Genomic DNA, 24,597 nt, shown 5'->3' on the forward strand with positions numbered 1-24,597 from the left:
TTCGGTTGACGATCTCTGACACACGCCGCGTGCACGACGCCGCGCTACGCGCGCAAATCGTTGCGTTCGAGACGATGCCGAATGTAAGGAATGCCGTCGTGCACGATGCTCACGCGCCGCATGCCGAGCTTGCGCGCCACGTTCAGCGAGCCGCTGTTGGCCTCCGCGATATCGGCGATCACGCGCGGCAGGCGCACCGTGTCGAACGCATGCCGCACGACGGCCATCGCGGCTTCGCTCGCGATGCCGCGCCCCCACGTCGCACGCACGAGCCGCCAGCCGATCTCGACGTCGCGCGAGCCGTCCTTGTAGTCGGGAATCAGCAGGATCCAGCCGATGAACACGTCGGGCGCGGCCTTCTCGAAGATCGACCAGTAGCCGAGGCCCGGCGGATAGTCGCACGTGATCCGGTGCGTGACGAAGCGGCGATGCTCGACGGGGTCGTGCCACGGGCCCGCGATGTGGCGCGTGACCTCGGGATCGCGATCCATCTCGATGCACGCATCGAGATCGGCCAGCACGCGCGGACGCAGCCACAGCCTCTCGGTTTCGAGTACGGGCAACGTGTCGGCGGAACGGTCATTCATCGGGACTCCTGACTCGGTGGCGATGCGCATCGAACGCATTACAGAACGGATACAAAAAGCCTTCCGGAATGATACAGAGACCTGTCGCCTGCCTCGCGCGGCTCCGTTTCCATTTCCGAAACAGTGCATTTCGTAGGGATTATTCCCGATTCGCGGTTATCGCGCCCCACCTCGCGCAGCGCGGAAGCCTACACTCGATCAGTGCCCCGCGCCGCGCGCGAGCCGGGCGCCATCCGCATGCAGGATCGCGAGCGCGCAAGCCAACGAGGAGACCCCGGACATGAGCTGGACCCGCGAGCAACGCAACGTCACGATCGCCGCCTACCTGGGCTGGACGCTCGATGCGTTCGATTTTTTCCTGATGGTTTTCGTGCTGAAGGACATCGCCGCGGAATTCGCGTCGACGATCCCCGCCGTCGCGTTCGCGCTCACGCTGACGCTCGCGATGCGCCCGCTCGGCGCATTGATCTTCGGCCGGCTCGCCGACCGCTTCGGCCGCCGCCCGACGCTGATGGTCAACATCGCGTGCTATTCGCTGCTCGAGCTCGCGTCGGGCTTCGCGCCGAGCCTGACCGCGCTGCTCGTGCTGCGCGCGCTGTTCGGCATCGCGATGGGCGGCGAATGGGGCGTCGGCTCCGCGCTGACGATGGAAACCGTGCCGACCCACGCGCGCGGCTTCGTATCCGGGCTGCTGCAGGCCGGCTATCCGAGCGGCTATCTGCTCGCGTCGGTCGTGTTCGGCCTGTTCTATCAATACATCGGCTGGCGCGGGATGTTCATGGTCGGCGTGCTGCCCGCACTGCTCGTGCTGTACGTGCGCGCGCACGTGCCCGAATCGCCCGCATGGAAGCAGATGGAGAAGCAAGCACGCCCGAGCCTTGGCGCCACGCTGAAGCAGAACTGGAAGCTCACGCTCTACGCGATCGTGCTGATGACCGCGTTCAACTTCTTCTCGCACGGCACGCAGGATCTCTATCCGACCTTCCTGCGCGAACAGCATCACTTCGATCCGCATACCGTGTCGTGGATCACGATCGTGCTGAACATCGGCGCGATCGTCGGCGGCCTGTCGTTCGGCGCGATCTCCGAGCGGATCGGCCGGCGCCGCGCGATCTTCATCGCCGCGCTGATCGCGCTGCCCGTGCTGCCGCTGTGGGCGTTCTCGAGCGGCGCGATCGCGCTCGCCGCCGGCGCGTTCCTGATGCAGATCTCGGTACAGGGCGCGTGGGGCGTGATACCGGTTCACCTGAACGAGATCTCGCCCGACGAGATCCGCGCGACCTTCCCCGGCGTCGTCTACCAGCTCGGCAACCTGCTCGCGTCGGGCAACGCGACGATGCAGGCGTCGCTCGCCGTATCGAACCACGACAATTACGGCTTCGCGCTCGCGCTCGTGGCCGGCATCGTCGCCGTCGCGATCGCCGTGCTGATCCTGTTCAGCCGCGAGCGGCGCGGCATCGACATGACGCAATCGGTCAATACGCGTACCACCGCCGGGTGAACCCGCACGTTGCGGCACCGCATCATCGCGCGCGCCCCGCCCCGCCGTGAGCGGGTGCCGCGCTTTCCGCACCTGCACATCGAACTAGAGGAATTGATCCAGATTCCGCGCTTGCCCGGTCCGCCCGCGATTTTTTATCTTAATAAAAACGACTGTTTGAATCAGATAATCAAATCACCTGTTCGCGGCCGGGAAACCGGCATGGGAGGCGGAACATGGCAGTAAGTCAGGAGGGGCGGCCATCTGCGGGACGGCCGTCGGGGGCACGGTCATCCGGCACGCGGCAGACCGGCGGGACGAAGGCGCGCATTCTCGATGCGGCCGAGGACCTGTTCATCGAACATGGCTTCGAAGCGATGTCGATGCGGCAGATCACGTCGCGCGCGACGGTCAATCTCGCCGCGGTCAACTACCACTTCGGCAGCAAGGAAGCGCTGATCCACGCGATGCTGTCGCGCCGGCTCGACCAGCTGAACCAGGAACGCCTCGGCATCCTCGACCGCTTCGATGCACAGCTCGGCACGCACATCACCTGCGAGCACGTGCTCGGCGCGATGTTCATTCCGGCGCTGAAGGCGTCGCGCAACCCCGAACGCGGCGGGCCCGGGTTCCTGCGGCTGATCGGCCGTGCGTACACCGATCCTTCGCCGTTCGTGCGCAACTTCCTGACCGCGCACTACGCGAGCGTCGCGGGCCGCTTCTTCGACGCGTTCCAGCGCGCGCTGCCGCACCTGCCGCGCACCGAGCTCGGCTGGCGGCTGCACTTCGCGATCGGCGCGCTGTCCGGCGCGCTCGCGGGCGCCGAAACGGAAAGCCTGATCGATGAATTCTCGCAAGGCCGCACGATGAACGACGTGCAGATGATCGCGCGGCTGTCGTCGCTGATCGTCGCCGCGCTGAAGGCGCCGATGCCCGACAGCGCGCAACTGTCGATCTTCGCGGCGGTGCTCGACGACGCGGGCGCAAGCGAAGCGTTCGGGCTGCCGCAGTCGGGCACGACAGCCGCCGAGGCGGCCACGCTGCATTCCACGAACTGAGTGCGCGAGGCCACGCGCGGCTTCCTGTTCACGATTTGATTGATACGCGCGGTCAGGCGCGGCGTCGAGACGCCCGCGCCGGCCGGCCGCGAAGCACGGGGCATGGGCAGGCGCTGACGCGCGGGCCCGCGCCGAGAGCCAAGACCGGAGACACGTCATGTCATCTTCCGCAGCACCCAGCTCGGCCCAGATTCCGCCGAACACCGACGCCGTCTGGTACGCGTCGTACCCGCCCGGCGTCCCGCACGAGATCGACGTCACGCAATACGCGTCGCTCGTGCAGTTCTTCGACGAATGCACGACCCGCTTCGCCGATCGCGTCGCGTACGTGAGCGCCGGCGCATCGATGACCTACCGGACGCTCGCGCAGAAGGTCGACGCCTTCGCGTCATATCTGCAAAGCCTCGGCGTGAAGCCCGGCGACCGCGTCGCGATCATGCTGCCGAACACGTTCCAGTATCCGGTCGCGCTGTTCGGCACGCTGAAGGCCGGCGCGATCGTCGTCAACGTGAATCCGCTCTACACCGCGCGCGAACTCGCGCACCAGTTGAAGGACAGCGGCGCGCAGACGATCGTCGTGTTCGAGAACTTCGCACGCACGCTGCAGGACGCGCTGCCGGAAACGCAGGTGAAGCACATCGTCGTCACCGCGCTCGGCGACCTGCTCGCCGACGGCTTCAACGCGAAAGGACGCCTGATCAATTTCGTGCTGAAGCACGTGAAGAAGCTCGTGCCGGACTACCACCTGCCGCAGGCGATCCGGCTGCGTTCCGCGCTCGCGCTCGGCGCGCGCGGCAAGCCGCAGCCGGTGCAGACCACGCGCGACGATCTCGCGTTCCTGCAGTACACGGGCGGCACGACCGGCGTCGCGAAAGGCGCGATGCTCACGCACGGCAACCTGATCGCGAACCTGCTGCAGGCGAAGGCGTGGATCGCCGACCAGGTGTCGGGCGACGTCGAGACCGTGCTCACGCCGCTGCCGCTCTATCACATCTATTCGCTGACGGTGAACGCGTTCATCTTCATGGGGCTCGGCGGGCGCAACATCCTGATCGCGAACCCGCGCGACATGACGATGGTGATGAAGATCATCCGTCACGAGACGTTCACGGGAATCACCGGCATCAATACGCTGTACAACGCGTTCCTCGACAACGAGGAATTCCGCAAGCGCGACTTCTCGAAGCTCAAGCTCGCGATGGCGGGCGGGATGGCGATGCAGCGCGCGGTCGCCGAGCGCTTCCAGCAGGTGACGGGCCGGCCGGTCGTCGAAGGCTACGGCCTCACCGAGTGCTCGCCGATCGTCACGATGAACCCCGTGGACCTGAACGACATGGCCGCGTTCAGCGGTTCGATCGGCCTGCCCGCGCCGTCGACCCTCGTGCGCTTTCGCCGCGAGGACGGCACCTGGGCCGCGATCGGCGAACCGGGCGAGCTGTGCGTGCACGGCCCGCAGGTGATGCGCGGCTACTGGCAGCGCCCCGACGAGACGGCCAAGGTGATCGACGCCGACGGCTGGCTCGCCACCGGCGACATCGGCGTGATGGACGAGCGCGGCTTCATCCGCCTGATCGATCGCAAGAAGGACATGATCCTCGTGTCGGGCTTCAACGTGTATCCGAACGAGATCGAGGAAGTGCTCGTGATGCATCCCGGCATCAGCGAAGCCGCGGCGATCGGCATTCCGGACGAGGTCCAGGGCGAACGGATCAAGGTGTTCGTCGTGCGCCGCGACCCGTCGCTGACGGCCGAGGACGTGCTCGCGCACTGCCGCAAGAACCTGACCGGCTACAAGATGCCGAAATTCGTCGAGTTCCGCGACGCGCTGCCGCAGACGAACGTCGGCAAGATCCTGCGCCGCGCACTGCGCGACGAGGAACTCGCCAAAATCAACGCCGCTAAACAAGGCTGAACCAGCCTGAACGATCCATCGCTTCGGGAGACGCTGTCGATGAACGAAGGCATGAAACGCCGCGCGCGGCATGCCGCCGCGGCCGCCGTCGCGTGCGTGCTGTCGCTCGCGCAAGCCGGGCTGCATGCACAGGAAACGGTCGGCGCCGCGAGCGCGGCCCAGGCGGTCGCGCTGCCGGCGGACCTCGCGAAGGTCACGCGCGAGCCGCTGGCGCAACAGGCGCGCTGGCTGCGCACGGCGGCCCAGCGCGGCACGCTCGCGCAACTCGACGACGCGACGCTCACCGCGCTCTTCAAGGGGCTCGATCCGCTCGCCGTGCCGCTCTATATCCGTAACGGCCCGAACGGCTATCCGTCCTACCAGTTCACGATGGTGCGCCAGGAGCGCATCAGCGGAAAATGGTCCGATACGCCCGACCGCATGCTCGTGAAGACGACCCGCGAGCCGCTGCGCGTGTATGCGAAATGGCTGCCGGGCGGTGCGCATGCCGGACAGGAAACCATTTACGACACGACGCAGCGCAAGGACGAAATGTACGGCCACCTCGGCGGCCTGCTCGGCAAGATTCCGCTGTGGACGGCGATCGACGGCGCGCTGGCGCGCGCCCAGTCGAATCACCAGGTGAAGGATCTCGGCACCGAGTTCATCGCGAACCTGTACCTGACCGAAGGGAAGAAATACCTGGAAGCCGGCGTGCAGCGGCCGACCGACGTGGAGGCCAAAACGATCGGCGGCGTACGCGTCGTCGCGCTCACCTACGAAACGCCGACCGGCCGGCCGCAGTTCTATGCGAAAAAGGAAGTGCTGGGGCTCGACCTGCACGCACCCTATTTCCGGACCGTCGAGTCCTATGACAACGACGGCAGGATCTTCGAGCGGATCGTCATCGAGACAATCGCGCCAACGCCCCTCGACGACACCGCATTCGACCCGAAAAACCCCGACTACGCGTTCTGACGCGTGCGACCGACGCGAGCCGCGGGTTCAATCGTCATCGTCGTCGCCGTGGTGCCGATGCCAGTGCTTGTAATAGTGCTTGCGCCACTTGCGGTAGCGATCGTCGTCGTCATCGCCGTAATAGCCGTATCCGTAGCCCGGATAGGCGACGACGGCGGGCTGCGGCGCCACATAGACCGGCGCCGGCTCGACATAGACCGGCGCGACCGGTACGCCGATGCCGACCGACAGATCCACATGCCCCGCCATTGCACTGCCGGACACGAGCAATGCCGTGCTCCCGATCACCGCTGCCACTTGCCTCTTGTTCATGCTCCGCACCCCTGATAAGCCGGCCCGCCCGGCTTGCGCGATCAATGTAAGCGCGGCGCGCACACCGGGGTGATACGGGGCTGCGAGAGTCGTAACGCGACGTAACCAAACGGCTTTGGCCATTCGGTCTAATCGCGAAAATACGCCGGAGCGTCTATAGTGGGTTACGGTTCGACACAATCACGACTGCGCGCTCCCCTATCGAACAGGGTAGAATTCCGCCAAACGGCTTGTGGACGAACACGCCACACACACACGCACAACATATTCTCTGACGCAGGCTCCTGCCGCACCTCAATGGCCAATCCCGCAGAATCCCATCCGCAAAACGACTTCATCAATTCGGCGCGCAAGGAACGTAAGCGTGTTGAAATCTATCTCGTCAACGGCATTCGTCTGACGGGGTGTATCGAGTCGTTCGACCAGTATCTGGTGATGCTGCGCACCCCCGTGGGTCTGCAAGGCATCTACAAGCGTGCGATTTCCACGATCCAGCTCGACACGGGCGGCTCGCGCCCCGGCGGCGGCGGCCCCCGCGGCCCGCGCACCGGCGGTCGCCCCGGCGGCCGTGAAGGCGGCGGTCACAGCCCGTACGGCTCGCACGGCGGCCCGCGCGAATCGCGCGGCGACGGCGGCTACGGCTCCCGCGAGCCGCGTGAAGGCTACGGTTCGCGCGAACCGCGCGAGGGTTACGGCTCGCGCGAGCCGCGCGAAGGCTACGGCGCACCGCGCGAGCCGCGTGAACCGCGCGAAAGCTACAGCGCGCCGCGCGACACCGGCGACGCGTCCGGCAACGCCGCGCCGTCGGATTCCCGCGGCGGCAATGGGCCGGTCATCGTGACGCGCCGCCGGCGAATCGTGCCGGACGGCCAGTAAAACAAAAAGGGCAAGCCAATCGGCTTGCCCTTTTCACTGATACGGCCGGCGCGGCACGTCGCCGCACCGCCGTCGCCGTCATCGAGCTCAGCGTGCCGTCGTCGGCAGGCCCGCGTTGGCCTCGCGCTGCAGCGAACGCACCTGCTGCTGCAACGCCCGCAGTTGCGCCTGAAGCTGCGCCTGTTGCGCCTGCAGCGCCGCCGTTTCGCTCCGCACGTTCTTCTGGCGATCCGCCACCGCCGCCTGCTGCTGGCGGGCGATCGAGATGTCCGCCTGCAGGCGCCGCGCGCGATCCTGCGTGACTTCGATCTGCTTGTCCATCTGCGCCTTCTGCGATTCCAGCTTCGCCGCCCGCAGTTCGTCGACGGCCAGCCGCTCGGCCTGATGCGAGAAATCGCGGTAGATCGCTTCCGCCCGCGTTTCGTCGTAAGTCTTGATCACGCGCCAGAACGCCTTCTGCTGGAACAGCGCGACGAAATACGCACCGTCCTTGACGTTGAACAGCAGGCTCGCGCCGTAGCTGCCGTTGTAGCTCGTGCGCATTTCCGTCAGCGAATGCGCCTGGATCTGGCGCTGCAAATCGTCAACCGTGCTCGGCCCCGTCGACTCGCCGGCCTGCGGCTGCACCGACGTCTGCGCCTGCGAATCGATCGCCGGAATCGCGGCCACCGGCGCCGACGCCTGCTGCACCGCCGACGAATCGCTGCCTGCCAGCCCCTGCGCGAACGCGCCCTGCATGCCTCCCACCACCGCGAGCAACACGCTCAACCGCCCCAACCCCGTCATATGGCTCATGAAGTTTTATTCCCGCCCGAGTCGTTGTAATTCACCGCGATTTTATCTCATTAATTACTCGCTTTCGCGGGTCTCGGGCTCTTCGTCGAATATCTGATACTTGCGCATTTTTTCCCACAATACCTTGCGGCTGATGCCAAGCTGCTGGGCCGTGTCCTGACGCCGCCAACCGTTTGCGTCGAGCGCCGCGATCACGCGGTTGCGCTCGTTCATGTCCCACTTGCTGCGATCGACGAACACCTCGGCCGCGCTCTCCGCCGGCACCGGCTGGGCCGAGCTGCGTGCGTGCGCGATCAGCCGCTGCAACCGCGCGGCATCCCAGCCGCCCGTCTGCCGCACCGTCACGCCGACCCGCTCGGCGAGGTTGCGCAGTTCGCGCACGTTGCCGGGGAAATAGCTGTCCGCGACCGAATCCGTGAGCCAGTACGGCAGGTCGGACAACTCGGCGAGCCGCTCCTCGCCCACCACCTCGGCGACGAACGACTTGAACAGCGCGATCTTGTCCACCGCACCGCGCTCTTCCAGCGACGGAATGCTCAGCTCGATCACCGCGAGCCGGTAGTAGAGATCGGCGCGGAACAGCCCATCCTTCACGAGTTGCGGCAGCTTCTTGTTGCTCGCCGCGACCAGACGGAAATCGACCTTGACCGGTGCCGTCGCGCCGACCCGCAGCACCGCGCCGTCCTCGAGCACGCGCAGCAGCTTGACCTGCTGATACAGCGGCAGATCGCCGACTTCGTCGAGGAACAGCGTGCCGCCGGCCGCCTGCTCGAAATAGCCTTTATGCGCAACAACCGCGCCCGTGAACGATCCTTTCGCATGGCCGAAGAACAGCGATTCGAACAGGCCGTCCGGAATCGCGCCGCAGTTCACCGGCACGAATTCGCCGTGCCGATAGCGTGAATGCTTTTCGTGCAGCAGTTGCGCGATGCGCTCCTTGCCGACGCCGGTTTCGCCGTGCAGCAGCACGTTCGTGTCGCAGTCGGCGAACGTATCGACTTCGTGCAGCAGCGCCTGCATCGATTCGGAGTGCGCGACGAGTTCCGACGGCTGCAACGTTTCGGCCGCGTGCGCGCGCAGTTGCGTGACGAGCTTGCCGATCATGCCGCGCAGTTCGGCGCACGTGAAGTCGAGCGGCAGGATGTGCGAATACTCGGGCGGATATTGCGACGCGTCGTTGCCGCGCGCCGCGCCGACCCAGACGACCGGCATGCCGATGTTGGCCTGCCAGTCGCGCAGGAATGCCGCGCCGCCTTCGATCATCGTCACGCTGATGATCGCCAGCGACCGCCGCAACGCGGCGCGTTCGGGCGAGACCGCCGCGTTGTCGGCGCGGATCACTTCGACGTCGAAGCTCGCCATGCACCGGGCGACGCGGTCGACGATGTCCGCCTTGCCTTCCCAGACGTACAGGTCGAGCTCTTCGATTGCGGGCGTATTTCTCATCTGATCTGCTTCTTCAGTAAACCGTTTGGGCGACCCCGCAATTGAGCGAGATCTGATGGACCGTCGCCGCGCCGACCTGGACGCCGAGCAGATTCAGCAGCGGAACGAGGACTGCGTCGAGACCCGACAGGAGCGGGCTGAGCAGGCCGGTCAAAAACGTGAGCAAGGTGGAGGCGAAGTTCAGGGGAACGGACGCTGAGTTGCCACCAAACACGGAAACGTTGGCAGTAATGTTCGCGGCCGCGAGTTGCGCCAATGCGGAACTGAGCGCCGAACCCAGTGCGTTCGAGTTTACCGTCCAGTAGTTGGCATCGATTCCCGGCACGCCATTGAAGGTATGCGATTGCGATGCACCCTGCACCTGGACGGACACGTTGGACATGGACACCGTCAACTGTCCGACTATGACGCTCGCATTGATGATTTGTGCAGGCGACGTACAGCTGTAATTCGACGACAGGCTGATCTTGCCGGATGAATCGAGCGGCGGCTTGCCGATGCACAGATTGGCCACGCCCGGTTGCGCAGTAATGGCGACCGTGCTTGCCGTCTGCGTGGAAGCGCATTGCGTCGAGTTCAACGTCGCGGTGCCGGTACCGGCCTGCAGATAAATCGGCAGATTGACATCGACGTTCACGTTCAGCAACGCCAGCAAAGCACCCAGCAGCGGCAGCTGCGCCGTACCAAGATCGACATTCAGATACACACCCACCGCCGCCGTCGACGCCGTTGTCCGCCACGTTCCCGTCACCGGATCCTTCCCGCCCTCGCCGATGCCGATCGACGGCGGGCTGATGATCTGCACCTGCAGCTGCGTCCCCGTCAGCCCGCCGAGATTCACCGACGGCACGTTGACCACGACCGCCGGCTTGCCCGTTGCCGCGATCTCCGCGCCGACCATCAGCAGATCGAGCAGATCGACCTGCGCGTTGAGCGCCGCCTGCGTATCCGCGAGCGCGACGTTCAGCAAGCCGCCCGCGCCGCCGAGGCCGATCGACGTCCCCGGAACGTTCGCGTTCACGATCGCTTGCAGCGTAGCAATGCTCGCCTGCAGGCTTGCGTTGACGACGGACGTCTGCGTGGCCGCCTTCACCATCAACTGGAGCAGTTGCGGCAACGTGAGCTTCAGCGCGAGCAGTTGATCGACCGTGCCGACACCCGCCGCCACGACGAGGTCGCCGACCGTCACGTTCGTGCAGGCAAGCGCTTGATACGAGCCGATATTCAGGTTCAGGTTGGCGCCGAGCAGCGCGCCGATCAGCCCGTTGACGAGCCCCGGATTGCCGGACGTCGGCGCCGATCCGCCCGCGCAACCGACGCCGCCCAGCGCGGCCAGGGTCGCGCCGACCGAGAACGTATCGATGTTCGTCGACCGCGCGGTCGACACCGCGGACACCGTCTGCGGCGGTCCGACGAAGAAGAACGGCACTTGCCGCGTGACGACCACCTTGGCCGCGTTCAACTGCGTGGTCCCGGATGTCGCGGCGGCGTAGTAGCTGGGTGCCGGGTTGGCAGACGTATCCCAGCGGCCGCATTCGATGTTGATCGTGTCGCCGTTCGACGCATCGAGCCCGTTCGACTGCGCATTGCTGGTCGCGGTGGCAGTCGGCTGCGAACAGGCGTCATCCATGCGCTGCACGGCCGCGAGCGCGGCCATGTCGGCAATCCGCTGCACGTCCCGACGCTGGTAAAAGAGATTACCGACGCCAATGGCGCCAAGCGTCGTGATGGCGATCAGCGTCGCGATGATCGCCATCACCGAGAACGCGCCGCGCTGTCGTGACGCGCGGCCGATCGTGCCGCCACTGTGCCGGGTAGTCACCGTTTTGCTCCGTCAGCGTGCGAGATCGCCGCCGGACAGTCCGCCGCTGCCGCTGCCGCCGCTGCTGCCGCCGCCCGACGCCGACATCGTGCCGAACCACTGCGGAATCGGCGTCTTGAACGAGTCGATGTAGCGCTGATAGGCATACGTGCCGGCCGCGCCGTCGATCGGTTGCGGCGTGGCGGCCGCGCGATTCGAACGCTGCAGGTCGAGCAGCGAGCTGGTCGCATGGCCGATTTCGGACGCCGGCGTGTCGTCTTGCGCATGCGCGACGCCCACACTCAGCGAGCAGGCGAACGCGATGCCCACGGCCCGCACGCGAATTGAGGAAAGGTGAAACATGATGGCCTCCGTGAATATCGTCGTCATCGCGCGAAACGCTGCAGCAGCGGCACGGCAAGATCGAAATTGTCGCTGCTCGCCACCGACGGCACGGACGCATTGGCCGGCGCATACGCGATGGCGCGTTGCTTCGCGCGCATCGCGGCCGCGACCTTCGTCTCGTCGTCGCGGATCTGGCTGCGCACCGCGGGCGACAGCTTCTGCTGATCCATCAGCCGCCGCGCGTCCTTCGCATGACCGGTCGCGAGCAGGTAAAGCACGAAGTTGCTGAGGATCTTCGGGTTCTTCTGCTCGAGTTCGGCCGCCTTCAGCAACGGCACGCGTGCGCCTGCCAGATCGCCCCCGCGCATCTTCGAATACGCGAGATCGGACAACGTCGCCGCATCGGTCGGCGCAAGCGCCGTCGCCTGTTCGAGCTGCTGCGCGGCCAGCGCAAAATCGCCGCGGGCGCCGGCGGTCAGGCCCAGCCCGCGATAGCCGCGCGCGGCGAGCGGCGTCGTCAGCAACTGGGTATAGGCGGCCACGCCGGCGTCGTACTGGCCGGTCGCCCGCAACGCATCGGCGCGCAGCAGGATCGTGTCCGGCGAGGCGCCATATTGCTTCTCGTACTGATCGATGTGCGCAAGCGACGCAAAATACAGCCCCTGCCCCTGCATCCGCTCGATCAGGCCCAGATACATGCCCGGCGTATCGGGCGGCGCATTCTTGTCGGCGGCGGCCTGCATCAGCGCGCCGCGTTCGGCCTGCGCACCGATTCCGTATCCGGACTCCTTGAACATCGCGCACCCGCTGGCAAGCAACGCGCACGCCGTCGCGCCTGCGATCGTGCGAACCCACCCCAATCGATTCATCTTGTGTCGCTCCTTCCCCTCATGCCGCATCAGCGCTGAATCGCAGCGAGCGCGGACAGCACGGTCATGATCCCCGGCCCCGCCGTCACGATCAACAGTGCCGGCAACAGCGTGACGATCATCACGCCGGTCATCTTCACCGTCAGGCGGCCGATCTGCTCGCGCAGCGTCGCGCGACGCCCTTCGCGCAAACGGTCGCCGAATTGTTTCAGCGGCTCCTGCACCGCGCCGCCGTGCTTGTCGACCTGAATCAGCAAGCGCACGATCGCGCGCAGATCCTCGTTGTCGAAACTGTTCGTCAGGCGGTGCAGCGATTGCTCGCGCGTACGGCCGGCCGCGAACTGCCGCTGCGCGACGCCGAGTTCCCACGACAGCACCGGCAACATCGTCTGGAAATCGTGCGTGACGACCTGGATGCTCTGGTCGAGCGACAGGCCGACGCCCTGCAGCAGCCGCAACATGTCGACGAGCAGCGGCAGTTCGGCCGCGATGCTCTGCCGGCGCGCGGTCGCGCGCCGCCGCACGTAGATTTTCGGCAGCATGTAGCCGGTCGCGAGCGCAATGGAAATCCACAGCGGCCAGCGCGCCTGCTGTCCGCGGCCGATCAGCACCAGCGCGGCAAGCGCCGGCAGCAGGATCGCGCAGACGATGCGCGCGCCGACGAACAGCGCTCTGGCGCGCACGTCGACGAACCCGCATTGCTCGAGCAGCTGGCGATCTTCGTCGGCGATCAGATACCGGCTGAAGCCGGTCTCGAGCCACCGCATCCCGACGTCTTCGAAGCGTTCGCGCAGCCCCGCGAAACGGACACGCGGCGCGGCAGGCGCCGCTGCCTCGCGCGCCGGTTCGGCGGAGCCGGCACGCGCGGCGGCCGCCTCGACTGCGGCGGCCCTGCGGTCGAGCGCATGCATCAGCGCACGCTCGGCACGCTGCACGAGCACGATGCGAACGATCGCGAGCCCGGCAAGCAGCAGCACGCCGACCGATCCGAGCACCAGCGCAAGCGCGCCTAAACGGTTTGCATCCATCGATTCACCTCAGCCGCGCGAGCCGGAACAGCCAGAAACCGCCGATCGCCTGCAGCGCGAACGCCAGATACACCAGTTGACGCCCGGCATCGTCGTTCCACATCGCCGTGAAGTAGCGCGGGCTCGTGGCGATGACGAAGCTGCCGACCGCGATCGGCAACAGCGCCAGCACCCATGCAGACAGCCGGGTCTCGGCCGACATCGCGGACAGTTCGCGTTCCGCCTGCTCGAGATCGCGCATGAAGGTCGACATCCGGTCGAGCATCACGTCCGCCCGGCCGCCGTAGCGGACAGACAGACGCAGCACCGCGCCGACCAGTTCGAATTCGCGGATACGGTACGTGTGCGCGATGTGCAGCATCGCGCGATCGATCTCGACGCCGGAGCGCAGCATCTGCGACACGTCGTCGAGACAGCGGCGCAGCGGCATCTCGGCCGTCTGAAGCGCCGACTGGAACGCCGCCGGCACGCTGTTCCCGAGCGTCACCAGACGCACGATCCCGTCGAGAAACGACGGCAACTGACGGACGATCTTCAGCCGGCGCCGGCTGATGCGCGACGTGATCCACAGCACGACGAGCACACTGCCCGCCACGACCGCGGCCGCCGCGGCGAGCACGCCGCCGGCCATGCCGGCCCACAACGCGAGCAGCACGACGACCGCAAGCGCCAGCACGAGGCCGGGGCGTGCTTCATCGAGGCCCGCACGGTCGGACAGCACCGCCCATGCGTCGAACGCCGACGCGCGCCAGCGCGCGAACCCTTGTTCGGGCTCCTGCGCGTTCGCCGTACCGGCCGCCGGGCTGCGCGCGGGGCGCGTGTCGGCAGCCGGGGCGGTGGGGCGCGCGCCCTGTCCCAGCCGGCTGTCGAAGAACCGCTGCGCATGCGCACGCCCTTCCCGCACCTGGCTGCCGCGCCACAGCAGCAGCCCGGCCGCCGCGCAGATCAGCGCGAACATCAGCGCGAGCAAGGTGGCGCTAGACATTGAAGCCCCCGCCTCGCCCGAAGTTGCCGCCGAACCCACCGCCGCCGGACGCCACCAGCGTGCTGCGGAAACGTGCCAGCTTCGGCGAATGCGGATGAATGCCGAGCGACTCCCAATGATCGATCTCTTCGCCCTCCGGCGTGACGCGCGCCTCGTAGCGATACAGCTCCTGCGTCGATACGATGTTGTCCGACATCCCGGTGACTTCGGTGATCGACAGGATGCGGCGGCGGCCATTGGACAGCCGCCCGATCTGCACGATGAAGTCGATCGCGTTGGCGATCTGCCGCCGCAGGCTTGCCTCGGTACCCTGGAAACCGGCGAAACCGGCCAGCATCTCGAGCCGGTACAAACATTCGCGCGGCGAGCTGGCGTGCACGGTGCCCATCGATCCGTCGTGGCCGGTATTCATCGCCTGCAGCATTTCGAGCACTTCGCCGCCGCGCACTTCGCCGACGATGATCCGGTCCGGCCGCATCCGCAGCGTGTTTCGCAGCAGGTCGCGAATCGACACGATGCCGCTGCCGTCGAACCCGCCGGGGCGGCTTTCGAGCCGCACGACGTGCGGGTGATTCAGCGACAGTTCGGCCGTATCCTCGATCGTCACGACGCGTTCCGCCATCGGGATGTGGAACGCCAGCGCGTTCAGCAGCGACGTCTTGCCCGAACTGGTGCCGCCCGACACGAGCACGTTGCAGCGCGCGTCGACCGCCGCCTCGAGCAGCCGGCCGATTTCCTCGTTGTAGGTGCCGTTGCCCAGCAGGTCCTCGGGCTTCAGCGGATCCTTGCGGAACTTCCGGATCGACACGACCGGGCCGTCGATCGACAGCGGTTCGATCACGACGTTGACCCGCCCGCCGTCGGGCAGCCGCGCGTCGACCATCGGGTTCGATTCGTCGAGCCGCCGGCCGACCGGCGCGAGGATCCGTCGCACGATCCGCAGCAGATGCGCGTTGTCGGTGAAGCGGATCGGCAGCTTCGACAGGATCCCGTGGCGCGACACGTAGATGTCGTTGTAGCCGTTGATCAGGATGTCCTCGACGTGCGGGTCCGCCAACAGGTCTTCGATCGGCCCGAAGCCGGCAAGCTCCTTCGTCAGCGCCTCGGCCACCGCACGCACCTCGCTCTCGTTGAGCGGGATGCGCCGCAGCCGCACGAAGCTGTCGATTTCGAGATCGACGAACTGGTTGATCGCCTGTCGCGACCACCGGCCGAATTCGGCACCCAGCTCCTCGATCCGCGTGAGCAGATGCTCATGCGCGGCATTCTTGATGTCGTGGAACTGTTGCGTTTGCGAGAACGGCGCTGCGCCGTCGGCAAATTGAATGTCGTGTGCCATCGCTTACGACCGCTTCGTTGAGGATTGAATGATTCGCCTGAGCGCCGAGAGGCCGCCGGCCGCACGCTGTGTCGCCCCAGGCGCCGGCGCGCCCGCGAGGCGCTCGACCAGCGGCCCGAGCGCGCGGACGTACGGATCGCGTTCCGCGACCTCGGCGATCAGCTTGCCCTGGTTCGCCGCATGCCCGATCGACACGCGCCGTGACGGCAGCGTCGCGAGCAGCGGCAGTTCGAGCCGTTCGGCGATCTGCGCGGGCATCAGCCCGAGCTCGGTGTCGAACTGGTTGACGACGAGCCGGATCCGGTCCGTCGCCGCGCCTGCCTCGCGCAACCCGTCCAGCATCTCGACGGCCGACACGACCGACGCCACGCCCTGGTCGCAAACCAGCCACGCTTCGTCCGCCAGGTTCACGACCTGCGCGATGAATTCGCGATTCGGGAAACCGCCGAGATCGACGATCTGGTGATCGAAGAACGCCCGCAGCCGGTTCAGCAACGCCGCGCACGACGCCGTCGCCACGTCGCGCAGCTCGGCGAGGTTCGGCGGCAGCGTCGTCAGCGCGACGCCGCTCGAGTGGCGCGCGAGCGCGGTCGTCACGAACGTGCGGTCGATCCGGCGCAGGTTGCGCACGGCCTCGACGAAATGGAACTCGCAGCGCGTGTTCAGGAACAACGCGCCGTCGCCGGCCGGCAGCCCGAGATCGAGCAGCGCCGCCGTGCGTGCCGGCTCGGCCGGCCGCCGCTGCATCAGCACCGACAGGTTCGCGGCGAGCGTGCTCACGCCCATCCCGGCGCGCGCGCCGAGCAACGCGGTGACTTTCCCGTGACGGTTGGCCGGCTCGCCGACGTTGTCGAGCAACACGCGCGTGATCCGCAGTGCCTCGTCGGCCGGTGCGGAAAAATCGACGAAATCGCGTACGCCCGCGCGCAGCGCGGCGAGCGCCCCTTCCGGTTGCGCGAGCGAGCCCAGTGCGACGACCGGCACGCCCGGATGCGCGACGCGTACCGCGGCGACCACCGTACTTGCCGCCGCGCAATCACCGGAAAAGTCGATGAATACCAGTGCCGGATTCAACACGCCGATACGCTGCGACAGCGCGGCGCCGTCGAGCGGCACGCCTTCGACCGCGCCGGCGGACACCAGCGACTGCGACAGCCAGTGCACATGCTCCGCGAGCGAGGATGCGCAGACGAAGTGATCGGTGACGGCGGGCTCAGCCAAAGAATAGGTTCTCGCATTCATCTTGGATACTCCCAATGAAGCAAGGCATCGCGTCGTGCGCGACGGCCTGCGCGGTCCGGTAACGATTCGGCGCGCTCATTTCGAGAACCCCGGCCCCGCGTCCGGCGATGCGATGCCGCCCAGGTACGAACGCCACACCGGACCGTCGCGCTGCTCGGACAGCTCGCCCGGCGTCGCCGGCAGCGGTGCACCCTGCGCGATCGGTGCAACGAGATGCGGTGTCACGATGATCACGAGTTCCTTGTCGTTCTGCTGGTAGCTCAGATTCTTGAAAAACGCGCCGATGATGGGCAGGTCGCCCAGGAACGGCACCTTGTTGACGTTGGACGTGGTCTCGCGGTCGATCAGGCCGCCGATCACGAAGCTCTCGCCGTCGCCGAGCTCGACCGTCGTGTCCGCGCGCCGCGTCGTCAACGCGGGCACCTGCACGCCGTTGATCGTGATCGAATGCACGAAGTCGAGCTGGCTCGACTCGGGCGCGACCTTCAGCGCGATCCGCCGCGGGTTCAGCACCGTCGGCGTGACCGTGAGCCCGACGCCATAGGGTTTCCATTCGATCGAGATCGTGCCGAGCGATTGCGGCACCGGCACCGGAATCTCCCCGCCCGCGAGGAAGTTCGCGCTCTGGCCGGACAACGCGACGAGCGTCGGCTGCGCGAGCACGCGGGCCAGGTTGTTCGCCTCGAGAATCGACAGGTCGGCGAACAATCCGCGCGACACCGAATTGACGACGAGGTTGAACGCCGACGAAATCGGCACGTTCGTGTTGTAGGTGAGCGAGCCGCCCGGCGTACCGGTAATCGAGGTCAGCCCGGTCGGCGCGAAGGCCCCGAACGCAAAGCCGTTGCTCTGCTTGAAGAAGTTCAGGCCCGCCTGCTTCAGCACCGAGCGGCTGAATTCGACGACCCGCACGTCGACCTGCACGACGTTCTTGCCGGAGATCGTCGACGCATCGAGCGTCGTCCCGTCCTTGCCGCCGACCGTCTTCGCCGCATGAACCGCACGCTGATGCCCGTCGAGCGTCCCGGACGCACCGCCGATCACCGTCGTGCCGCTATACGTGTTCACGCTCGGCGACGTGCCGTCCAGCAGTGCCCGCGCCGCGCCGCTCGTGACGTTCACGTTATAGACGGTCGGCTCGTCGCGGCCGCGCTCCCAGACCATCACGTTCGTCGCACCGGCACTCTTCGCCACCAGCAGCACGCCGCCGCGCCCGCCCTTCACGACGAGCACGTCGACCACCGACGGATCGCCGACCGCGACCCGCTGCAGCGCACGCCCCGTCGCGAGCTGCCGCTGCGCGCCGACCGCAAGGCTGATCGTGCCGCTCGTGTCGGCCGCGTCCGACAGCGGCGGCATCGCCAGCGCGCTCAATGCAATAGCCAAACCAATCAGTTTCTTTTTCATTGTTTTGCCGTCTTCGTCCCGCTCAATAAGCGACCGTTTCGGTCCGCCCACCCCGAATCACTTCGATGCTGCCGCCGCCCGGATGCCGCGCGACCACCCGCGGCGCCGCACGCGGCGCCGGCGCCGGCGTCGTCGCGCTCTTCGACAACTCGCCCAGCACCATGCCGGCCGCGGCAAGCGCCGACGGGCTCTTGTCGTCGCCGACACGAACCGCGACGGTTTGCGTCGCGACATCGTCGTCGCGCGGGTTACGCAGCGCGAGCACCAGCCGGCCGCTCTGCTCGGCGAGCGTCAGCGCGTCGACCTGTGCAGTGGGCACGGCCAGCACCGCGGTCCGCGTCCCGACCACCGAGCCGTTCGAGCTGTCTCGCTCGGTCGTCGCATCGCCGAACGACAGCACGCGGACCTTCGACATCAGCAGCCGCGCCTGGGTATTCACGATCTCGGCCGATGTCCCGCCGATCGCCACGCCGGTCCCGTCGCGCTTCAGATTCAGGAACACGTCGACATAGTTGCCGGGCCGCACACGGTTGCCGACCGCGTTGGTCTCGTCGATCTTGATCGCGACGGCGCGCTCTCCCGGCGCGATCTGCTCGGCGAGGCCGGACGACAATGCACTCGCGACGACGGCCGCCTGCGCGGGAATGTCGGCTGCCGGGATGCGACCGACCAGTTGCAGCGGATCGGCGAACGCCCCCTGCGGCGCGGCGGTCGACTGCTGGACCTTCAGCGCATCGGCCGGAATCGGCTGGCCGGCTTGCAACGGCCGCGTCGTCACGACGACCGGCACGCTCCGCGTGGCGACCGTCGACGCAACCGGCGCGACGTCGGCCGGCTTGCGACCGAGCATCCACGCATAGACGCCGAGCAGTATCGCGATCGCGATCAGCAAGCCCGCAATGATCTTGGTCAGGTTGTTGGCCATGGTGTTGTTATGTTTCCCCGCTACTCACGATTGAATTCTCCGCGCAACGTTGCCGGCCGGGCGCCCTCGACCCGGCTCGACGCCGTTGCTGCCGTCTATATGATGTTGACCGGGCTGATCTGCACCATCGCGGTTCCGGTGAGTGTCGACGGCACCGGCAACAGCGAACCGAGCAGCGGGAACGACGGGATCAGCGGGCTCTGCGCGTAGGGATAGGTCAGCGTGATCTGCACGCACAGCATCGTCGGGTCGTACGAACAGCTGCCTTGCTGCGTGGACGAGCATGTCGCCCCTTTCAGCCAGGTGGTCAGGTTGGTCGCGGCCGTGCACGCGGCCTGGGCCCGCGCCGCCAGCGCGGCTTGCTGCACTGCCTGCACCGACCCGGCCGCGCCGACCTGCTGATAGTTCAGCGCGGCGCGCGCGCCTTCCGTTGCCGCAAGCGTGAGGTTTTGCTGGGCCGCGAAGATCATCCCGTACGTGATGATTGCGTACAGGATCAGGAAGAACACCGGCAGCATCAGCGCAAATTCGATCGCCGTCGCGCCGCGTTCGCGACACCGCATGCCGGATACCGGACGAACGACCGTCATTGCATTCCCCCGGTCGCGATCCGGTACAGACACCACAGCGCCGCGGGGATCACGAGAAACGCGGCATAGGGCGACGCCCGGAAACCGGCGATTTCCATCGTCGGGGAACGCCGATGCCACAACGCCGACACCGGCGTACGGGTGGCGAAGACGAGCGTGCCGGCGTGCGCGAATGCAAGCAGGCTCGCAACGATCCAGAGCCACAGCAGCGCATACGGACCGCACCACGCGCCCAGCACCGCGAATACCTTGACATCCGCGGCACCCATCACGCGCAGCACGAAAAACGGGAAAAGACTGAGAAAGCCGACCAGTACGCCAATCAGCGCCTGGTTCACGGAAATGCCGAATGGATTATGCCCGGCGAGCACAAATGCAGATACGAACCCACCGATCACCAGTGAATTCGGTATACGCCTATGACGGATATCCTCGAGCGCGACGAGCACCGCCCACGCGAGGAAAACCCCGACGCCAGTTAGCAGGATCATTTACGCCCCGAGCGGCAAAACTTACCGCGCGGATTGCCGAAGCAATCCGCGCCCCTAACAACAGGGAAAAGAGCCGAAGCTCGTTCGTTATGCCGCCGGCAGCTTGCTCGCGATGTAGGTGAACGCCCCCGAGATGCCGTTCGTCAACGTGCTCATGGCAGTGACGAGAGCAACTGCGATAAGTCCGGCGATGAGACCGTACTCGACTGCGGTAACCCCGTCTTCTTCCTTAAGGAAACGCTTGATGATTGCTTTCATTTTATTCCTCGTGCCTGTATTTACGTTTTCTGGCCTTTTATACGTATACGTCCCCGCATATCTGGCCGTTTTGCCCCAACCGTTCGCCACATCTGCTGTAGCGTCAGTCGGGTGCGCTTTCTTTATAGGTCGCCCCGAAGGGCATTGCTCACGATTTGATGCAAGTTAACATTCGCGATAGCGCTCCTCCTCGAACGTAGTGTACCGAACCGTACATTTGCTTACATCTGCTCCCGATTCTATATCCGTTCCTATTTAAATTCCAACCTCTTTTAACCACTCTGGCGGAAAAAAACGACCGGAAGCACAACATATTTGTACGGCGTTTCGGTACGACTTACACATAGGATTTACGATAGGTTAGATGTGCACACCTAATCCACCAGTAAAACCATTGCCACGTCCACCAAGCCTGCGCGGGCCCCACGTTACGCCGCACGCGTAACGCCAATGTTGTGACGTTACGTTACGAAACGGCCGAAACCGTTCTCATTCATCTGCTCTTAAACAGATTCAACAATCTTTCAACTCCCGTAACTTCCTTTTCCGACAAGGAATTGCCTCGTTTAAAACCTGTTGTCGAACCGTCGGGCATCGAAATGGCACGACAGTTGCAGAGTAGTCCTCGCACCACTCAACACAATGCAGTTCACAACACATCTTTAATGCGAGGAAGAAATGGACACTAAGGTTATCCCTCATGGCGTGCTCCGGACGACTCTGATCGCGGCCACCGTTGCAACCATGCTCTCCCTCTCCGCGTGCGGCGGCTCCGGCTCCATCAGCCAGGGCCTCGGCGGCGGCTCCAGCTCGGGCGGCGGCGATACGATCTCCACGTCGGGCGGCAACGGCTCGAGCGGCACCTCGGGTACGAGCGGTACCTCCGGCACCAGCGGGACCTCGGGCACGAGCGGCACGTCCGGCACCAGCGGAACCTCGGGTACGAGCGGCACGTCGGGCACCAGCGGAACTTCGGGCACGAGCGGTACGTCCGGCACCTCGGGCGTGTCGGCGAATCCAGTGGGAACCGTCCTCGCAGGCACCGGCAACATCATCACGAATGCCGGCGGCACCGTCTCCGGTCTCGGCTCCGTCATCGGCAGCCAGACGCTGCCGGGCGTGAATCCGGCCACCACGCAAGCCGCGGGCGGCATCGTGCAAAGCGTCGGCGGCGCGGTCACCGCACTGGGCAACGGCCTCGGCAGCGGTCTCGGCCAGCTCGGCGCGACGAAGGACCCGGTCGGCATCACGGTCGCCAGCACCGGCGGCGTGGTCAATCAGCTCGGCGGCGCAGTCACGCAAACGGGCAACCTGGTCACGAGCCTCGGCAGCGGCCCGCTGTCGCCGCTCGCGCCGGTCACGGGCGCCGTCGGCGGCCTCGTGTCGACGCTCGGCGGCGCCGTGTCGAACGGCGGCACCACGCTCACCAACGCGCTGTCGACGGGCCCGATCCAGCAGGTCACGCAAACGGTCAGCTCGGCCATCACGCCGATCACGACGATGGTCGGCCAGACGACCCAGACGATCGGCTCGGCAACCGGCCTCGGCGCACCGGTCAACACGCTGCTCGGCACGGTCGGCAACGGGCTGAACCAGGCCGGCGCCCTGCTCGCATCGACGGGCGGCAACCCGGTCACCACGGGCCTCGGCAACACCGTCTCGTCGACGGGCAACACCGTGAAGGCCGTCGGCGGCCTGCTCACGGGCGGCACCGGCGGCGTGACCAACCCGCTCGCGCCGCTCACCGGCCTCGTTTCGACGGTCACGGGCGCACTCGGCGGCGCAACGGGCGGCGGCAGCGGCCCGCTCGCACCGGTCACGGGTCTCGTCTCCACGGTCACCGGCGCACTCGGTGGCGCAACGGGCGGCAGCGGCGGCCCGCTCGCACCGGTCACGGGTCTCGTGTCGACGGTCACCGGCGCGCTCGGCGGCGTAGCAGGCGGCGGCAGCGGTCCGCTCGCACCGGTCACCGGCCTCGTCTCGACGGTCACCGGCGCACTCGGTGGCGCAGCAGGCGGCAGCGGCGGTCCGCTCGCGCCGGTCACGGGCCTCGTGTCGACGGTCACGGGCGCACTGGGCGGCGCAGCAGGCGGCAGCGGCGGCCCGCTCGCCCCAGTCACGGGTCTCCTCGGCGCAGTCACGGGCGCCCTCGGCGGCGCGACGGGCGGCGCAGGCGGCAGCAGCCCGCTCGCCCCGGTCACGAACGTCGTGTCGACGGTGACGAGCACGGTCGGCGTACCGGCATTGAGCGGCGGCACGGGTGCCGTCACGAACGCAGGCTCGTCGTCGAATCCGCTTGCGCCCGTCACGTCGCTGATCGGCGGCCTGCTCGGCGGCACGCACGGCAAGTAATCCGGCATCCATTCATCGAAAAGACAGCGAGGAGTCCATCATGTCCCAGCAACGTTCCATCACGACCGTCGCCCTGCGCCAGTGGCGCGCGCCCCTCACCGCCTTCGCCGCAGCGTGCCTGCTGGCTGCCTGCGGCGGTGGCGGCGTCAGCTCGCCGCCGACCAGCAGCAACGACAACAACAACCCGAGCACGAGCGGCACGTCCGGCACCAGCGGCACCAGCGGCTCGTCGACCGGCACCAAGGGCGTCATCAGCACGGTCGGCCAGACGGCCAGCGACCTCGGCAGCACGGTCGGCAACATCAGCCTGCCAGGCCTCGGCGACGGCGTGACGAAGGGCGTCGGCAGCACGGTGTCCAGCACCGGCACGATCATCAATGCGGCAGCCGATGCGCTGAGCAACGGCCTGGGGCAGATCGGCTCGACGAAGGACCCGGTCGGCACCACGGTGGCCGGTCTCGGCAACGTCGTCGGAGCGACCAGCAACACGGTGTCCGGCCTGAGCTCGACGGTCAAGGCGCTGGGCACCGGCCCACTCGCGCCGCTCGCGCCGGTCACGACGCCGGTCGGCACCGTGCTCGACACGGTCGCCAACGGCCTGACGGCCGCCGGCACGACGATCGGCTCGACGCTGTCGTCGGGCGCCGTGCAACAGGTCACGCAACCGATCAGCTCGGCGATCACGCCGCTCGTGATCACGGCCGGCCAGGTCACGCAGCAGGTCGGCACGACGACCGGCCTCGGCCAACCCGTGTCGGGCCTGCTCGGCCAGATCGGCGGCGCCATCAGCTCGGCCGGCAAGCAGGTCGGCGGTACGTCGAGTCAGCCGCTCGTCGGCGACGTCGGCCAGCTCGTGACCGCGGTCGGCAACACCGTGACCAACGCGGGCGGCCTCGTCAATCCGAACGGCCCGAACGGCGCAGCACCGATTCCCGGCCTGATCACGAGCCTCGTCGGCGGCTCGACGGCAACCGTCCAGAACGGCTCGTCGTCGGGTTCCGGTTCGACGAACCCGCTCGGCGGCCTGCTGTCGGGTCTCGGCTCGACGCCGCTCGGCTCGCTCACGGGCGCGCTCGGCGGCGCAACGGGCGGCTCGGGCAGCGGCCCGCTCGCGCCGGTGACCGGCCTCGTCTCCACGGTGACCGGCGCACTGAGTGGCGCAGCAGGCGGCAGCAGCGGCCCGCTCGCCCCCGTCACGAATCTCGTGTCGACGGTCACGGGCACGCTCGGCGGCGCAACGGGTGGCGCAGGCAGTGCAAACCCTCTCGCGCCCGTCACCGGTTTGCTGAATACTGTCACCGGAGCAGTGGGCGGTGCAGCAGGGTCCGGGGGCTCGAGCCCGCTCGCGCCGGTCACGTCGCTGGTCGGCAGCGTGTCGGGTACGGCATCGTCGGGCAGCGGTTCGACGGGCCTGCTGGCACCGGTCACGGGGTTGCTGGGTACGCTGGGTAGCGTTGGCAAGTAAGGAGGACGGCCGCATCATCGCAGCCGGAGCGAATGGCGCGGCCGTACGAACACAACCGGCATGGCGGCACGCGGCGC

At 66.9% G+C, this 24,597-nt stretch carries 23 protein-coding genes; 7 read left to right on the plus strand and 16 right to left on the minus strand.

The window, feature by feature from the left end; genetic code table 11:
* Positions 1-44: 44 nt before the first annotated feature.
* Entirely contained in the window at positions 45-587 is a 543-nt protein-coding gene (locus tag HWX14_RS03660; RefSeq protein ID WP_175881580.1) for a GNAT family N-acetyltransferase, read from the minus strand.
* 280 nt (positions 588-867) lie between these two features.
* Here HWX14_RS03660 and HWX14_RS03665 point away from each other — a divergent pair, with 280 nt between their 5' ends.
* The 4 genes from HWX14_RS03665 (at position 868) to HWX14_RS03680 (ending at position 5,994) form a co-directional block, all read left to right on the plus strand.
* Complete coding sequence (locus HWX14_RS03665) at positions 868-2,088, plus strand: MFS transporter (RefSeq protein WP_175881581.1); 1,221 nt, start codon at positions 868-870, stop codon at positions 2,086-2,088.
* Positions 2,089-2,303: 215 nt separating this feature from the next.
* Positions 2,304-3,125: a TetR/AcrR family transcriptional regulator gene (locus tag HWX14_RS03670; protein WP_069621395.1), complete on the plus strand. Its 822-nt coding sequence runs from the start codon at positions 2,304-2,306 to the stop codon at positions 3,123-3,125.
* Between the two features lie 157 nt (positions 3,126-3,282).
* Positions 3,283-5,037, plus strand: coding sequence for an AMP-binding protein (locus HWX14_RS03675; RefSeq protein ID WP_175881582.1), 1,755 nt, complete (start codon positions 3,283-3,285; stop codon positions 5,035-5,037).
* 39 nt (positions 5,038-5,076) lie between these two features.
* The gene (locus HWX14_RS03680) at positions 5,077-5,994 is read left to right on the plus strand and encodes a DUF1571 domain-containing protein (protein WP_175881583.1); all 918 of its coding nucleotides are present in this window, start codon (positions 5,077-5,079) and stop codon (positions 5,992-5,994) included.
* Positions 5,995-6,021: 27 nt separating this feature from the next.
* Here the strand turns inward: HWX14_RS03680 and HWX14_RS03685 are convergent, their stop codons facing one another.
* Positions 6,022-6,306, minus strand: a complete 285-nt coding sequence (locus HWX14_RS03685) for a hypothetical protein (RefSeq protein WP_175881584.1) — start codon at positions 6,304-6,306, stop codon at positions 6,022-6,024.
* Between the two features lie 297 nt (positions 6,307-6,603).
* Between HWX14_RS03685 and hfq the strand changes: the two genes are divergently transcribed.
* Positions 6,604-7,182, plus strand: a complete 579-nt coding sequence (gene hfq / locus HWX14_RS03690) for an RNA chaperone Hfq (protein WP_124701967.1) — start codon at positions 6,604-6,606, stop codon at positions 7,180-7,182.
* Positions 7,183-7,269: 87 nt separating this feature from the next.
* Here the strand turns inward: hfq and HWX14_RS03695 are convergent, their stop codons facing one another.
* From HWX14_RS03695 to HWX14_RS03760, 14 genes are all read right to left on the minus strand, one after another.
* On the minus strand, positions 7,270-7,977 hold the full coding sequence (locus HWX14_RS03695; protein ID WP_175881585.1) for a DUF2968 domain-containing protein: 708 nt from the start codon (positions 7,975-7,977) through the stop codon (positions 7,270-7,272).
* Positions 7,978-8,031: 54 nt separating this feature from the next.
* A complete protein-coding gene (locus HWX14_RS03700; protein ID WP_175881586.1) occupies positions 8,032-9,423 on the minus strand; it encodes a sigma-54 dependent transcriptional regulator in 1,392 nt (463 codons plus the stop codon).
* A 13-nt stretch (positions 9,424-9,436) separates the two neighbouring features.
* Entirely contained in the window at positions 9,437-11,245 is a 1,809-nt protein-coding gene (locus HWX14_RS03705) for a TadG family pilus assembly protein (protein ID WP_175881587.1), read from the minus strand.
* 12 nt (positions 11,246-11,257) lie between these two features.
* Entirely contained in the window at positions 11,258-11,587 is a 330-nt protein-coding gene (locus HWX14_RS03710; RefSeq protein WP_175881588.1) for a DUF3613 domain-containing protein, read from the minus strand.
* 23 nt (positions 11,588-11,610) lie between these two features.
* Complete coding sequence (locus HWX14_RS03715) at positions 11,611-12,438, minus strand: pilus assembly protein (RefSeq protein WP_175881589.1); 828 nt, start codon at positions 12,436-12,438, stop codon at positions 11,611-11,613.
* Positions 12,439-12,467: 29 nt separating this feature from the next.
* Positions 12,468-13,466, minus strand: coding sequence for a type II secretion system F family protein (locus HWX14_RS03720; RefSeq protein WP_175881590.1), 999 nt, complete (start codon positions 13,464-13,466; stop codon positions 12,468-12,470).
* Positions 13,467-13,470: 4 nt separating this feature from the next.
* The gene (locus HWX14_RS03725) at positions 13,471-14,451 is read right to left on the minus strand and encodes a type II secretion system F family protein (RefSeq protein WP_175881591.1); all 981 of its coding nucleotides are present in this window, start codon (positions 14,449-14,451) and stop codon (positions 13,471-13,473) included.
* Positions 14,444-15,790 carry a CpaF family protein gene (locus HWX14_RS03730; RefSeq protein ID WP_175881592.1) on the minus strand — a complete coding sequence of 449 codons (1,347 nt, stop codon included), beginning with the start codon at positions 15,788-15,790 and terminating at the stop codon, positions 14,444-14,446. Before HWX14_RS03730 ends, HWX14_RS03725 begins: the two co-directional genes overlap by 8 nt.
* Positions 15,791-15,793: 3 nt before the next feature.
* On the minus strand, positions 15,794-17,032 hold the full coding sequence (locus tag HWX14_RS03735) for a fimbrial protein (RefSeq protein ID WP_175881593.1): 1,239 nt from the start codon (positions 17,030-17,032) through the stop codon (positions 15,794-15,796).
* A gap of 75 nt (positions 17,033-17,107) precedes the next feature.
* The gene (locus HWX14_RS03740) at positions 17,108-18,439 is read right to left on the minus strand and encodes a type II and III secretion system protein family protein (RefSeq protein ID WP_175881594.1); all 1,332 of its coding nucleotides are present in this window, start codon (positions 18,437-18,439) and stop codon (positions 17,108-17,110) included.
* Positions 18,440-18,461: 22 nt separating this feature from the next.
* Positions 18,462-19,364, minus strand: coding sequence for a Flp pilus assembly protein CpaB (gene cpaB, locus HWX14_RS03745; protein ID WP_175881595.1), 903 nt, complete (start codon positions 19,362-19,364; stop codon positions 18,462-18,464).
* Between the two features lie 95 nt (positions 19,365-19,459).
* Positions 19,460-19,954 (minus strand): TadE family protein, encoded by a 495-nt coding sequence (locus HWX14_RS03750; RefSeq protein ID WP_175881596.1) that lies wholly within the window; start codon positions 19,952-19,954, stop codon positions 19,460-19,462.
* Complete coding sequence (locus HWX14_RS03755) at positions 19,951-20,445, minus strand: A24 family peptidase (RefSeq protein ID WP_175881597.1); 495 nt, start codon at positions 20,443-20,445, stop codon at positions 19,951-19,953. Before HWX14_RS03755 ends, HWX14_RS03750 begins: the two co-directional genes overlap by 4 nt.
* An 87-nt stretch (positions 20,446-20,532) precedes the next feature.
* Positions 20,533-20,703, minus strand: a complete 171-nt coding sequence (locus HWX14_RS03760) for a Flp family type IVb pilin (protein WP_175881598.1) — start codon at positions 20,701-20,703, stop codon at positions 20,533-20,535.
* A 678-nt stretch (positions 20,704-21,381) separates the two neighbouring features.
* Here HWX14_RS03760 and HWX14_RS03765 point away from each other — a divergent pair.
* Together HWX14_RS03765 and HWX14_RS03770 are read left to right on the plus strand one after the other, a co-directional pair.
* Complete coding sequence (locus tag HWX14_RS03765; protein ID WP_175881599.1) at positions 21,382-23,055, plus strand: collagen-like triple helix repeat-containing protein; 1,674 nt, start codon at positions 21,382-21,384, stop codon at positions 23,053-23,055.
* 40 nt (positions 23,056-23,095) lie between these two features.
* Entirely contained in the window at positions 23,096-24,520 is a 1,425-nt protein-coding gene (locus tag HWX14_RS03770) for a collagen-like triple helix repeat-containing protein (protein WP_175881600.1), read from the plus strand.
* Positions 24,521-24,597 lie beyond the last annotated feature (77 nt).

The sequence above is a fragment of the Burkholderia sp. BCC0044 genome (genome assembly GCF_902832955.1).
Taxonomy (GTDB): Bacteria; Pseudomonadota; Gammaproteobacteria; order Burkholderiales; family Burkholderiaceae; genus Burkholderia.